Annotated in this window: 10 protein-coding genes; 6 read left to right on the top strand and 4 right to left on the bottom strand. The window is 69.0% G+C overall.

The genetic code is table 11. The annotated features are described in order from the left end of the window. The first annotated feature begins 10 nt into the window (after positions 1-10). Complete coding sequence (locus INT51_RS22675) at positions 11-1,084, top strand: sugar transferase (protein ID WP_370540798.1); 1,074 nt, start codon at positions 11-13, stop codon at positions 1,082-1,084. Continuing rightward, complete coding sequence (locus tag INT51_RS09695) at positions 1,084-2,121, top strand: ATP-grasp domain-containing protein (protein WP_193105097.1); 1,038 nt, start codon at positions 1,084-1,086, stop codon at positions 2,119-2,121. Before INT51_RS22675 ends, INT51_RS09695 begins: the two co-directional genes overlap by 1 nt. A 93-nt stretch (positions 2,122-2,214) precedes the next feature. Here INT51_RS09695 and INT51_RS09690 read toward each other — a convergent pair whose 3' ends face one another. The 4 genes from INT51_RS09690 to INT51_RS09675 form a co-directional block, all read right to left on the bottom strand. Continuing rightward, the gene (locus tag INT51_RS09690; RefSeq protein ID WP_193105096.1) at positions 2,215-3,297 is read right to left on the bottom strand and encodes a hypothetical protein; all 1,083 of its coding nucleotides are present in this window, start codon (positions 3,295-3,297) and stop codon (positions 2,215-2,217) included. A gap of 238 nt (positions 3,298-3,535) precedes the next feature. Continuing rightward, a complete protein-coding gene (locus tag INT51_RS09685) occupies positions 3,536-4,723 on the bottom strand; it encodes a hypothetical protein (protein WP_193105095.1) in 1,188 nt (395 codons plus the stop codon). Further along, positions 4,720-5,967: a glycosyltransferase family 4 protein gene (locus INT51_RS09680; RefSeq protein ID WP_193105094.1), complete on the bottom strand. Its 1,248-nt coding sequence runs from the start codon at positions 5,965-5,967 to the stop codon at positions 4,720-4,722. Before INT51_RS09680 ends, INT51_RS09685 begins: the two co-directional genes overlap by 4 nt. Further along, positions 5,964-7,397 carry an O-antigen ligase gene (locus INT51_RS09675; RefSeq protein WP_193105093.1) on the bottom strand — a complete coding sequence of 478 codons (1,434 nt, stop codon included), beginning with the start codon at positions 7,395-7,397 and terminating at the stop codon, positions 5,964-5,966. The genes INT51_RS09680 and INT51_RS09675 overlap by 4 nt, the downstream gene beginning before the upstream one ends. A gap of 270 nt (positions 7,398-7,667) precedes the next feature. Between INT51_RS09675 and INT51_RS22670 the strand changes: the two genes are divergently transcribed. The 4 genes from INT51_RS22670 to metE all read left to right on the top strand — a co-directional run bounded on the left by INT51_RS22670 (position 7,668) and on the right by metE (position 13,223). Continuing rightward, positions 7,668-9,128 (top strand): polysaccharide biosynthesis tyrosine autokinase, encoded by a 1,461-nt coding sequence (locus tag INT51_RS22670; RefSeq protein WP_193105092.1) that lies wholly within the window; start codon positions 7,668-7,670, stop codon positions 9,126-9,128. Between the two features lie 30 nt (positions 9,129-9,158). Continuing rightward, positions 9,159-9,740 (top strand): hypothetical protein, encoded by a 582-nt coding sequence (locus tag INT51_RS22845; RefSeq protein ID WP_226832192.1) that lies wholly within the window; start codon positions 9,159-9,161, stop codon positions 9,738-9,740. A 145-nt stretch (positions 9,741-9,885) separates the two neighbouring features. Then, positions 9,886-10,827: a methylenetetrahydrofolate reductase gene (locus INT51_RS09660; RefSeq protein ID WP_193105090.1), complete on the top strand. Its 942-nt coding sequence runs from the start codon at positions 9,886-9,888 to the stop codon at positions 10,825-10,827. Then, positions 10,824-13,223 carry a 5-methyltetrahydropteroyltriglutamate--homocysteine S-methyltransferase gene (gene metE, locus INT51_RS09655; protein WP_193105089.1) on the top strand — a complete coding sequence of 800 codons (2,400 nt, stop codon included), beginning with the start codon at positions 10,824-10,826 and terminating at the stop codon, positions 13,221-13,223. The genes INT51_RS09660 and metE overlap by 4 nt, the downstream gene beginning before the upstream one ends. The last annotated feature ends 43 nt before the right edge of the window (positions 13,224-13,266 follow it).

Genomic DNA, 13,266 nt, shown 5'->3' with positions numbered 1-13,266 from the left:
CTAGCGCGAAATGTCGCGCAGTGCGGTCGCCTCTCCCGGTGAGGTTCCCAGCGCGAGATCTCTGTCAACGGAGAGTTGGTCGATCCCTATGCCGCCCTCGTCCCCGCCGCCGGCGACCACCTACGATCGGATCAAGCGGGTCGGGGATGCTCTTGTCGCCGGTGGAGCGCTTTTCATGCTGTTGCCGGTGGTGCTCGGAACGGCGCTCCTGGTTCGGGTGAGGCTCGGGGGGAACGTGCTCTTCCGACAGGAGCGGCCCGGACTGCATGGTCAGACCTTCACCATCCTGAAGTTCCGCACCATGCTCGATCCCGATCCGGAACGTGGGCTGATGACCAACGAGGAGCGTATGACCCCCTTCGGAGATCGTCTTCGCGCCACGAGCCTCGACGAGCTCCCGGGACTGATCAACGTGCTTCGAGGCGAGATGAGCCTGGTCGGTCCGAGGCCGCTGCGCACCCCGTATCTGGAGCGATACTCGCTCGAGCAGGCACGTCGGCATGAGGTACTGCCCGGTCTGACGGGACTGGCGCAGGTCTCGGGGCGCAATGCGCTGTCGTGGGACGACAGGTTCGAGCTCGACCTCCGCTACGTCCGCACCCGGAGCCTGTCGACCGACCTCGGGATCCTGCTCGCCACCGTGCCCAAGGTCTTCCGCCGGGAAGGCATCGCCGAAGACGGGCAGGCCACGATGAGCGAGTTCTTCGGTCCCCGCCGAATCGGGATCCATGAGATCCGGCCGGTCGGCGAGGAGGGGTCGGGCGGTCCGTGGGAGATCGTGGACCGGTCGTCGGGCGACGTCGTCGCCCGGTGCGAGCTGGATCGTGTGGGCGAGGCCGGGAGAGCGATGAGGATCGAGGTGGACAGGGGAGCCGCAGAGCCGGAGCTGATCCGGCACCGCGCAGCGGAGATGCTGGTGGGACTGGCGCGTGAACTGGACGCCGACGCCGTGCACCTCACGGTCGCCCCCGAGGACCGCCCGTGCGAGGAGGTCCGGGACCGCTTGGGCTTCCGGCCCGAGCGCGAGGCAGTGGGCAGCGGCCCCACCACGTGGGTGAGGACGCTGGGAAGGGGCGGAGGGTGATGGGGGCCCCCACCATCGTCATCGGTTCGGCCGGTCGGCGCCTCTACCTCATCGACTGGTTCCGCGAGGCGTTCGCCGCGCTCGGTCTCGACGGGAGCGTCGTCGTCACCGAGAACGACCCCTGGAGCTCCGCCGCGTCCTACGGAGACGTCGCCCGGCAGCTGCCGCGCTACTCCGACCCCGCGTACGCCGTCGAGCTCCTCGATCTCGTCGAGGATCTGCGACCGCGACTGTACGTCTCCGTGAACGACTACGAACTCATGCACCTCCACGTGCGCTCCGACCTCGCCGAGCAGCTCCGCTCTCGAGGTGTCCTCGTGCCCGGGGTCAGCCCGAGATGGCAGCTCGACTGCGCCGACAAGCTGCGCATGGCCCACCAGCTGGACGAGATCGGCGTCCGCACCCCTGCCACAGTCCGGGGAGGTGATCGCGAAGCGATCACGGCGATGGCCGACCAGACCGAGGAGGTGGTGGTCAAACACCGGTTCGGCAGTGGCTCCTCCGGTCTCGCGATCGTGCCTGCGCGCGCGGCCATGGCTGCCGTGGAGACTGCCGCCCGGTCCGCACCGGCGACCGGGAGGGATCTCGAGCCCGACGATCGCGTCATCGTCCAACCGAGAGTGCTCGGCGTGGAGCACGGAGTCGACATCGTCGGCGACCTGCGCGATGCGGGAGCACTGCGCGCGGTTCTCGCTCGCCGAAAGCTGAGGATGCGTGCGGGGGAGACGGACCAGGCCGTCACCGTCGACCCGGCGCCGTTTCGTCGCAACGCCGAGCTCATCGCCCGCGCGGCCGGACTCACCGGTCTCGTCGACGTCGACATGTTCCTCGACGACGACGAGGGGGCCACGGTCATCGACATCAACCCTCGATTCGGAGGCGGCTACCCGTTCGTGCACCTGGCCGGCGCCGACGTGCCTCGCTACTACCTCACGCAGGCGTTCGGCATCGAGGACGACGAGGCGTGGCGGGACTACGCGACCGGGGTCGTCTCGGCGAAGTACGAGAGCGTGCGCGTGACCGGACACGTGGACTGACGGGTATCCGGATGACCCGCGGCGGAGAGGGTCCCGAGGGCGCAGGCCATGCGTTGCCTGCGCGGCCGGGGACGCAGCTGGCCGGGGTCTGATCTACCTGATGGTGTCGCGTGCTTGGCGCGTCGCGGCCACCCAGGTGTCCGGCACCGAGGAGGTCGGGTGGCCGGTGCCCCACCAGTCGTGCTTCTCGGTGTAGGCCCAGACGTAGCGGTCGGTGGCGTGCAGGGCGTTGGTCAACGTGGCCTCCCATGCCCCGGGGTTCATGGGAGGGCTGCTGGCGGACGCGTCGTACACGCCAAAGGCAGCCGATGTGCTGGCCGCCCACTGCGGCCTCTGATCCTCGGGCACGAGGCTTCCCGAGGTGAGTGACCCTTCCTCCTGCCACGACTTCAGGTCTGTGAAGTTCTGCAGGGTTCTGGCGGAGTAGACCTGGCCGCCATCGATGTACTGCGCATCGTTGCCGACGGTGGCCGAGGCGATGCCGGCCGCGAACGCGCCGCGAAGCACATTGGTGCGGGAGACGTCATTGAAGGACATGCCATGCGCGTCGAGGTAGTCGGACGTCTCGGCTTCGCCGACATACGGGCCGTGGGCGATGAGGATCTCAGCATCGGGCCAGCCTGAGCGTATTGCATCCAGCACTTGCTGGCCACGATGGAACGCTTGGGTGCGGCACTCATCTGCAGTTCTGCCGCCAGCGCAGTTGGCGTCCATGTCTAATGCGTTTCCGAAGTACTCTTCGTTGTCGAAGAATATACCTTCAAGTCCCGCTTCGTTCGCCGCTCTGGCCATATTGGTGTAGTTGCTGAGCGGCGTCGACCAGTTATCGAAGATGTCACCGGCCGGCGTCGAATAGATGATCAAGAAGTTGTGCTTCATGCTCGTCAGGTCGGCGTCCGCCAGGGGAGCCAAGGTACCTCTGAACGCCTCATGGGTGACGGGTTCCTGGCTCTGCACAGCAGAGCTGAGTCCGTCATCCATCCGCATCACGACGCCGTCGAAGGGCATCTGCTCCATGGTCGTGGAATTGCTGACGACGAAGGAGATGTCCGGTATGTCCCACCCGTGCTTGATGAGGAGGGGTTCGCCGTCCAGGGCGGCAGGTGTGAGGGCGCCCTGATCGGAGCCGCCGGCCGGTGGTCCGGTCATGATCGTGGATACCTGCGTCCAGGCCATCAGGCACGTTGCGGCGATCGCCACGATGACTGCCAGTCGCGTGATGATCGTGTTTCGTCGGGGTGAACGTTCGTGCGCAGTGTGTGGAGCTGAGTTTCTCATGGATGGCCACTCGAATAGAGGTATCTGCCGTTTCGATTGTTTCTGAAGTGTCCGAACTGTAGGCGTCCGGCGATATGGCGATATAGTGCGCGGGCGTCTTTCGTGGTGGGGGAAATGACGATGATCCACGATCCCCTCAATGCGCTGGTTCGTGAACCTCGGCCGCGAGGGCTCGACGATCAGCGCGCTGCGGGATCCAGAGGGGGGAGGCGACGAGTTCGGAGAGAGCGGCGAACCAGATCACAGCTCCTGGTCCGAAGAAGATCACCCCGGAGGCCGTCAGCCCCAGCACGACGACCGTGTGGACGACGCGGCGCACGATGAGCCGCCGACCGGTGAAGGTGCCGCGGCCGGCGAACTGGATGAAGGAGGAGATCGACAGGGTGCTCACCCAGGCGGCCACCGCGAGCGCGTGCGGCGCCATCGCCTCCACGATCGTGCCGGGGGGCAGGATTCCCCATCGATCGAGGACGATCAATCCGACGGCGACGAGAGCACCGGCGACCGCACCGATGCCGCCGATCAGTCCGAGAGTGCGAGGGCTGGCGCTGAACGAGCCGCTGATGATTCGTGCCCGGAGCATGTCGAGGATGAGGCGCACCGGATACGTCAGCGAGGACGCGGCACGGTGGAGCGCGAGGGCGAGCCCACCACCGATGGCACCGACCACGTAGGGGGTTCCGACCGTCTCGATCGTCTTGATGGCGGTCTCGAGCGAGAGCAGTCGGATCTCCTCGCGATGGCCGGAGAACCATGCGACGGTCTCGCGAGGATTCCAGCTCGGCGGGATCCCGGCGGAGATCCCCGCGACAAGAGTGCCCACGGTCCAGCACAGCAGAGCGGTGGGAGCAGAGAAGGAGCCCGAGACCACCACCGCGATCGCCGCGGCGGCCCCGGCCGCCGCACCGGCGAGTTCGGACACGCCGGCACGACGTATCCGGCCCTCGGCGACCAGTCGGTACATGACCCCGCCCCGGTACAGGGCGGCAGCGATCGCGATGCCGCCGGCCGAGGCCAGAAATGGCTGACCGCCGGCGACGAACGCGACGGTCGCCACCGCTGCCCCGCCCACCAGGGCGAGGCTGGTGAGCGCCGCCTGGTAGGTCCGCAGCAGCTCGTCCGAGGACCCCGTCCGGCGCAGGACACGAGCCCAGACATCGCAGATCGCTGCGAGCTGGATCGCGAGGCAAGCGGCGAATCCCAGGTAGACGGCCGCGTAGACGGCGTAGCCCGCCACGGGGAGCATGAGCATCGGGACGATCTGGATGACTGCGGTCATCGCGACCTGCCCGGCCATGACCCATAGGTACGCGGTGTTCTTCACGACGTCCTCAGCCGGCGGCGTCCCCGACCCGCGGTCGGGCCCCCGTCCTGCAGCGCACCGTCGGGAGGGGCGGCGGGGGCGCCGCCTGCGGTGTCGACGTTCCGGGCCGAGGCTGCGTCGAGGTAGTAGTCGAGGAAGCGTTCGCGGACGTCACGCTGGTCGAACTCTGCCAGGGCGCGCCGGCGTCCCGCATCACCCAACTCCCTCCGCCGCACCGGGTCCTCGAGCAGTTCGAGCAGGCAGTCGACCAGTGCGTCCACGTCATGGACCGGGAAGAGCAGGCCTGTCCGGCCGTCCTGGACGGCGTCGCTCACACCGGGAACGTCACTTCCCACCGTGGCCAGGCCCATCGCCGAACCTTCCAGCAGGGTCTGGGGGAAGCCCTCGCGAGCGGACGGAAGCACGAGCACCGACATCACGCCGTAGTAGGGGCGCACGTCGGGCTGGTGGCCGACCAGATGTACTCGAACATCTCGGCGGAGGCTCTCGATCACGTTCGGGTCGACCGGGTCGTTCGCCTCGTCGTCACCGACCACCACGAGATGGGCATCGGGAACGGTCTCGCGGATGCGGCTCCAGGCTGCGGCCAGCTCGGCCACCCCCTTGTCCGCGGCGAGACGTCCGACGAAACCGACGACCGGTGCGTCTGCGGGGATCCCCAGCGTCGCACGGGCCGCGCCGGCATCCTGCCGGACGAGCGCCGGATCGAAGACGGACACGTCCACGCCGTTGATCGTCCCGGATCCGATCACCTGTCCTTTGCCGCGTCGGATGACGTGCTCATCCTCGGCGAGGTCGAGCACGGAGGGGCTGACGCAGAGTACGTGGTGGGCGAGCGTGCAGGCGATCAGCTCGGTGCCCTTCAGGATCAGTCGGCGCCCCCCGGTGGCCGTGATGAAGCGGAGCCCATGGATCTGGTAGATGCATACCGGCACCCTGGCCAGGCGTCCCGCGATCGTGGCCAGCAGGCCTGCTTTCGGGGTGTGTGCATGCAGGACGTCCGGCCGGACTCGGCGGAGCGTGCGGACGAGCCTGATCAGCGAGGTGAGGTCGTCCCGCAGGGAGATGCTCCGGGTCATCGGAAGGGGGATCGCTCGTGCACCCTCCGAGGAGGCGATCTGTTCCAGGGCGGGGCCGGGGGAGGAGATCAGCACGACCTCGTGCCCCTGTGCAGCGAGATGGGCAGGTTGGTTCACCAGGAAGTTCAGGGTTCCGGGCACGGTCGTGACATGGACGAGTCTCATGCTTCGCCTCCAGGGGGTTCATCGAGTGGTTGACGCCGCAGAGCACGGGTGTCGTGAACGGTTCCCGTGTTCGGCGAGGAGTTGCCCCTGGCCATGTCGCGCAGGGACGATGCCGGCCTGCTCAGCAGGTGAGCCGCGATCGTCACGCCGAACAGGACCCAGAGGAGGCGCGAGTTGTTCAAGGAGAGGCCGAGGGATCCCACGAGCAGCACCAGCAGTGCGTTGCTGCTGATCGCCCATGCCGCTCGATGTGAGGCCGAGGACGGGCGCAGCAGCGTGTACCGGGCGATCAGCACGAAGAGCACGATGGCGAACACCAGCCCCCATTCCGCGGCGATCTGGAGGTATGTGTTGTGTGCGAGGACCTCGTTCCCCGAGATCTTCTCGGCCACCGTGAGGTACGTCCCGACCCCGACGCCGAGGAGCGGGGAGAACAGGATGATGGCGACGGCGACCGCCCACGCGTCACCGCGTTCGGAGCCGCCGGCACCGATGGCCGCATCGAAATCGGTGAGGAGAGGCGCCAGGCGTTCGAGCGCCGGGGTGCGCGCGACGATCTCTGCGAGCGAGCCTCCGATCCCGGAGCTCGGAATCAGCAGCAGAGCGATGCTCGTGGCACCGAGCACAGCGCCGGGGATCGCGAATCTGCGTGGACGGGGGGCACCGTCCTCGGCGGTATGGAGGCCGAGGACGCGCCAGATCACCAGCAGAGCCAGAGCGATGGCCCCGGTCTTGGACGCCGAGAGCAGCACGCCCCCGATGAGGAACACCGATGCGGCGACGCGGAGAGGCGCCCGGATCTCGGAGTCGTACCACAGTGCCGCCAGGGCGGCCACTGTCATCACCGCGAAGTAATTGGGATCGTTGGTCAACCCCTGGAAGCGGAAGCCGCCATAGAAGAGGTCCCCGAGTGAGGTGAGGGCGGGCAGGGCGATCGAGGCGACCGCGACGGAGCTCACGGCCACGGAGCCGGTGATGTACGCGCGCAGCAGCAGACGGGTATGGCCGGCGCGGATGACCTGCATTCCCAGCAGAAGACAGAGGAACGTCGCCCCGAGCTTGAGGTAGTCATCGAGTATGGCGGTGTAGGGGAGCGGTGCTTGCGTCCATCGGGGGGCGAGGAGCAGGGCGACGCCGATCTGGTGAACCGAGAGCAGAAGGAAGAAGAGCAGGGGGGCGGGAGGCACCCACATGCGCCGAGCTGCGATGAACGCGAGAGCGAGCAGTGCCGCTATCGGATCGGCGAGGGAGAGGTTGAACCCGAGGATCACGCTGGAATGGTTGAGCGCCACCCCGAAGGCGATGATCAGCGCGGCGATCAGGACGTCGGACGGGGAGCGGGTCGCGGTGCCGCCGCCCGGGGTCCGACGTCTCCCGGCAGGCAGCACCTCGGGCGGCCGGACCCGCTGCAACGGGTGAGCTGTGCTCATTCTGACCTCCGGGATTCGGTCCAGGCCCACGGGAAACAACCTCGGGTGACATGCCACGGAGTCGGACAGATCGGACATATCATACCCACATGCCGCCCACCCCGGAAAGACTGGCAGGGCATCCGATGTCCGTTTCGCGTAGTTTGGGTATATCCTAGGCGGGTCCGGGGCTCCCGGCCCCTCCGGCGGCCCGCCGGGGACGTCGCCAAGGGTGCGGCGCAGGCAGCTGTACCGATCACGAATCGAGTTGACGTGGAGCTACATCAGTACGTGCACAGCCTCCGTGAACGCTGGCGTTCGGGCCTGCTCGTCGCGGCCCTCGTGCTCGCTGTGGTCATGGGCCTCACGGCGCTGCAGACCCCTCGATACCAGGCGACCAATAGGATCTTCGTGCAGGCGCTTGCCGGGGAGGGTGTCGGGGACCTCAGCAGCGGAGTCAGCTATGCCAGTCAGCAGATCTCCAGCTACGCCGATCTGGCCAGCACGCCGTTCGTCCTGAATCCGGTGATCGAGGAACTGGGGCTCGCGATGACCCCTGCGGCGCTGGCGGAGAACATCACCGTCACGGTTCCCACGGAGACTCTGATACTCGAGATCACCGCCACCTCGGAGGACCCCGCCGAGGCTGCAGCGATCGCCAACTCGATCGCTGACAACCTGGAGAAACAGGTCGCATCGCTCGCCTCTGACGGTGTGAGCACCAGTATCGAACTCCGCGTCGTCGCCCCAGCCGTCGTGCCGACCTCGCAGTCCTCGCCGGACATCGTGCGCAACGCCGCTCTCGCCATGGTGCTGGCGCTGCTGGCAGGTGTCGCCACCTCTCTCGCCCGCTCCCTGCTCAACACCCGTGTCAGGCAGGCCCGGGACGTCCAGAGCGGAGCGGGGCCCGCTGTGATCGCCACGATCCCGGCCATCCGTGGTGCGGAGAGCGCGGCGAAGGTCCTGGTCGAGAGCCCGCACGGTGCCGCATCGGAGTCGTACCGGGAACTTCGCACGAATCTGCAGTTCATGAAGTTCGTCGACGGAAGGCGGAGCGTCCTGCTGACGTCCTCGCTCAAGGGGGAGGGGAAGTCGACCTGCTCGGTGAACCTGGCATACGCGGTCGCGAGTTCGGATTCGCGAGTACTTCTCATCGACGCCGACCTCCGGTGCCCGTCGCTGCACACCGTGCTCGGCCTCGAGGGCAGTGCAGGACTCAGCACGGTGCTGATCGGGCAGGCCGAGCTCCAGGACGTCGTGCAGCCGGTGGGATTGGAGGGGATCGACGTGCTGTCCAGCGGCATGATCCCACCGAACCCGAGTGAACTGCTCGGCAGCTCCGCGATGGAGGAGCTGCTCGGAGAGGCGACGCGACTCTACGACTTCGTGATCGTGGATTCGGCACCGGTGCTCGCGGTGACCGACGCCGCCGTCCTCTCGCAGTTCGTCGGCGGCGTCGTGGTGGTGGCTCAGAACGAGCGGGTCCGGAAGACGGAGCTCGACAGATCGATGGCAAAGCTGGACGCGGTGGGTGCGAAGGTGGTCGGGGTCGTCCTCAATCGGGTCCGCGGCCTTGCGGGCACCCAGGATGCGTACGCGTACGCATATGGGGACGCCGGACGTGACAGTGTCGCGACAGCTGCCGAGGACGAGGAGTCGACCCCTTCGGAGCCCGGAGAGCCGAGTCGTCCAGTCGAGCAGTCGCCCCGGAAGCGGGTGCTCGAGAAGGTCAGCGGCTCTCAGGAGTCATGACGCCAGGACGACGGCGATGAGCTCTCGAGGATGGGCAGGAACGTGAATGCGGCCATCGTCCTCGTCGTGTGCACTGCGAATATCTGCCGTTCTCCGGTCGGCGCCGCACTCCTGCAGGAGGCGTTGGCCGGCTCTGGAATTCGCGTGAGAAGTGCCGGCACGCACGCAGTCCTCGGCCTCGGTCCCGTGCCCGAGGCGGTGAACTATGTTCATCGACGAACCGGCACCGTGCTTCGGGGCACGGGGACCCAGCTCACGCGGCGCCACGCGGAAGGAGCCGGCCTGATCCTGACGATGACGGAAGCCCAGCGTACGGCGGTCGTGCAGAGAGCTCCTTCGGCGCTCCGTCGAGTCTTCACACTTCGACAGTTCGTGCGAATCGCCCCGTACCTCCCCGACGGGAGCTCGTACCCCTCGGTGACCGCGGTCGCGGAAGCTGTGGCGCGGTGTCGAGCGCTCGCTGGTCCGCCTGAGCTGATCGGTGACGACATCGAGGACCCCTACGGGGCCGCGCCTGCCGTCTATCAGCAGAGTTTCGGCTTCATCGAGGATGCGGTGTCGCGGACGTCGGCAGTACTGGTCTCTCGCATTCGTCCCCGGACGGAGCGATAGGGCGCCGCGCCGTGGTTCCTCCCGGCCGCAGAAGCAGGGGCAGCAGGACATGAGTGCTCGTCACACGGGGACGCAGTGCGCCACCTGATGCACAGGCCGACACAATCCTTCCCCCCGTCGGCCCGCGCCTCGTAGCTTTCCGACCATGTCCGCCACCACGACGCTGCCCGAGCTCGAGCGCACCGCTCCGGTTCGCCATCGCCCTGCCCTCAGCTATGAGCTGTTCCCGGCGCGCTCGGATGTCTCCTTCGACCGCCTGCGCACCACCATCGGCCACCTCGAGGCCACCGCGCCCGACTACGTCTCCGTGACCAGCCGCGCCGGCCACGGCAACCTCGCCCGGGTCCTCGAGCTCACCGAGCACGTGCTCGCCGAGACCAGCCTGCGACCCCTGGTGCACCTGACCTCGATCGGCTCGACGCGCACGCAGCTGACCACGATCATCCATGCCCTGCTGGACCGTGGCGTGCGCGGCATCCTCGCCCTGCGCGGCGACCAGCCCGAGGGCCACCGCCTCGAGGACGACGAGATCCCCTTCGCCCGTCCCCTGATCGAGCTGATCCGCGACATCGAGCGGGAGCGCACCGCCACCCTCGCCGGCGGCCGCGTCAGCATCGGCGTGGCGGCGTATCCGCATCGGCACCCTGAATCCGCGACCACCAGCCACGACACCGAGGTGCTGGTCGCCAAGGAGCGCGCCGGAGCCGACTTCGCCATCACGCAGGTGTTCTTCGACGCCCCCACCTACTGCTCGCTGCTGGCCCGCTCGCAGGCTGCAGGGATCCGCCTGCCGATCGTGCCCGGATTCGTGCCGGCCACGATTCCCAAGCGCCTGGCGCGGCTGGCCGAGCTGAGCGGAGTCGAGGCGCCACGCGACCTCCTGCACCAGCTGGAGATCGCCGCGGACGATGTCGAGCGTCGCCGCATCGGCGTGCGCTTCACCGTCGACCTCGCCACTCGGGTGCTCGACGCCGGCGCCCCGGGGCTGCACCTGTTCACCTTCAACTCGCACGGCGACGCCCTCGACGTGCTCGACGACCTCGACCTGGACCGCTGGTCCACCACCACGCAAGGAGAGCTCCGATGACCGAGCAGCCCACCCCCGAGACCATCGCGCGCGAGTCCGCACTCACCGCCGGGAACCCCGCCTCGACGGCGCTGCCGCCCGCTCTGCCCGTGGGCTACCCCCGCATCGGGCCCGGTCGCGAACTGAAGAAGGCCGAGGAGGCCTACTGGGCCGGCCGCATCGACCACGCCGAGTTCACCCGTCGCACCCGCGAGCTGCGCCGCGCCACCCGTGCCCGCCTCGCCGAGCTGGGCCTGGCGGCTGCAGCCGCCGCCCCGGAGTCGTTCTCCCTGTACGACCAGGTGCTCGACGCCGCCCTCGCCGTGGGCATCGTCCCGGACCGGTTCGCCTCGGTGCTCGCGGCCGACGGCACGGTCGACGACGACGGCTGCTTCGCCCTCGCCCGCGGCGTCGCCCGAGGCACAGTGGAGCAGCCCCCGCTCGAGATGACCAAGTGGTTCGACACCAACTACCACTACCTGGTGCCCGAGATCGGCCCGGAGACCGACCTGCACGTCGCCACGACCCGTGTCGTGGACCTGTTCCGCGAGTCGCTCGAGGACGGCGCCGGCACCCGACCCGTGCTCGTCGGCCCGCTGACCCTGCTGCTGCTGGCCAAGGCGCAGGACGGCGCCCCCGAGGGCTTCGACCCGCTGGATCGACTGGACGACGTCGTCACCGTCTACGCGCAGCTGCTGTCCGCGCTCGCCGCGGCCGGAGCGACCTGGGTGCAGCTCGACGAGCCGGCGCTCGCCGCGGACCAGCGCCTGGAGCAGGCCGCGCTCACCGAGGCGCTCCAGCGCTCCGTCGGCCGCCTCGCCGCCGGCGCCGACCGCCCGCAGCTCCTGGTCACCACCCCGTACGGCGGCATCGGCGACCTGCTGCCCGCGCTGCTGGCCACCGGCGCCGAGGCCGTGCACCTCGACCTCACCCGCGGCGAGCTGCCCACGGTCGCTCAGCTCGCCGGCCTCGGCTCCACCCAACTGGTCGCGGGCCTGGTCGAGGGCCGCTCCGTGTGGCGCACCGAGCTGTCGACGGCCGCCGCCCGTCTCGTCGAGCTCCGCACGCGGGTCACCGAGGCCGGGGGCGCAGCCGAGGCGGTCGCCGTCTCCACCTCCGTCTCCCTCCAGCACGTCCCGCACACCCTGGAGCTCGAGACCTCCCTGCCCGCGGAGCTCGTGGCCACTCTTGCCTTCGCCGACGAGAAGATCACCGAGATCGTCGCGCTGGCCGCCGGCCAGGCCGAGGCGGGCTCCGTGGACGGGCCCCGCTCCGTGCCGCGCACCTTCGCCGGCGTGCGCGTGGACGCTGTGCGCGAGCGCGCCGGTGCCACCAGCGCGGCGGACACCGACCGCGCCGAGTACGTCGTGCGCGCCGAGGCCCAGCGCCGGGCCCTGGGCCTGCCCGACCTGCCGACCACCACCATCGGTTCGTTCCCGCAGGTCGGCGAGGTGCGCGCCGCCCGCGCCGCCCACCGCAAGGGAACCCTCGACGACGCCGGCTACGAGCAGGCCATGAAGGACGAGGTCGCTCGCGTGATCACGCTCCAGGAGGAGCTCGGCCTGGACGTCCTGGTCCACGGCGAGCCCGAGCGCAACGACATGGTCCAGTACTTCGCGGAGAACCTCGAGGGCTTCGCGACCACCGAGCATGGCTGGGTGCAGTCCTACGGCTCCCGCTGCACCCGCCCCTCGATCCTGTTCGGCGACGTGCACCGCGCAGCACCGATCACCGTGGGCTGGTCGACCTACGCGCAGTCGCTGACCCCGCGCCCCGTCAAAGGCATGCTCACCGGTCCGGTCACCATCCTGGCCTGGTCCTTCGTGCGCGATGACCAGCCACTCGGGGAGACCGCCGCCCAGGTGGGGCTGGCCCTGCGCGACGAGGTCACCGACCTCGAGGCCGCCGGGATCCGCATCGTCCAGGTCGACGAGCCCGCCCTGCGCGAGCTGCTGCCGCTGCGCACCGCGGACCACGACGACTACCTCGACTGGTCCGTGCGCTCCTTCCGCCTGGCCACCTCCGGAGTGCAGGACGCCACCCAGATCCACACCCACCTCTGCTACAGCGAGTTCAACGTGGTCGTGGGCGCCATCGACGCCCTGAACGCCGACGTCACCTCGATCGAGTCCGCCCGCTCCCGCGGCGAGATCCTCGAGGCCATCGACCCCGACGCCTTCCCCCGCGGCATCGGTCCGGGCGTGTGGGACATCCACTCCCCGCGCGTGCCGAGCGCCGAGGAGATCGCCGACCAGCTGCGCCGCGCCCGCGCCGTCGTGGGACCGGAGCGCCTGTGGGTCAACCCCGACTGCGGCCTGAAGACCCGCGGCTACGTCGAGACCGAGGCCAGCCTGCGCCACCTCGTCCAGGCCACCCGCGAGGTCCGCGCCGAGGCCGAGGTCTCCGCGGGGCAGTAACCAGGTAGGGGACTTATTCGTGGAACCGATGCCATATGGCGGC

The sequence above is a fragment of the Brachybacterium sp. FME24 genome (assembly GCF_014897705.1).
Taxonomy (GTDB): Bacteria; Actinomycetota; Actinomycetes; order Actinomycetales; family Dermabacteraceae; genus Brachybacterium.
Note: the sequence above shows the minus strand (reverse complement) of the source record. Positions and strands in the feature narration are given on the sequence as shown.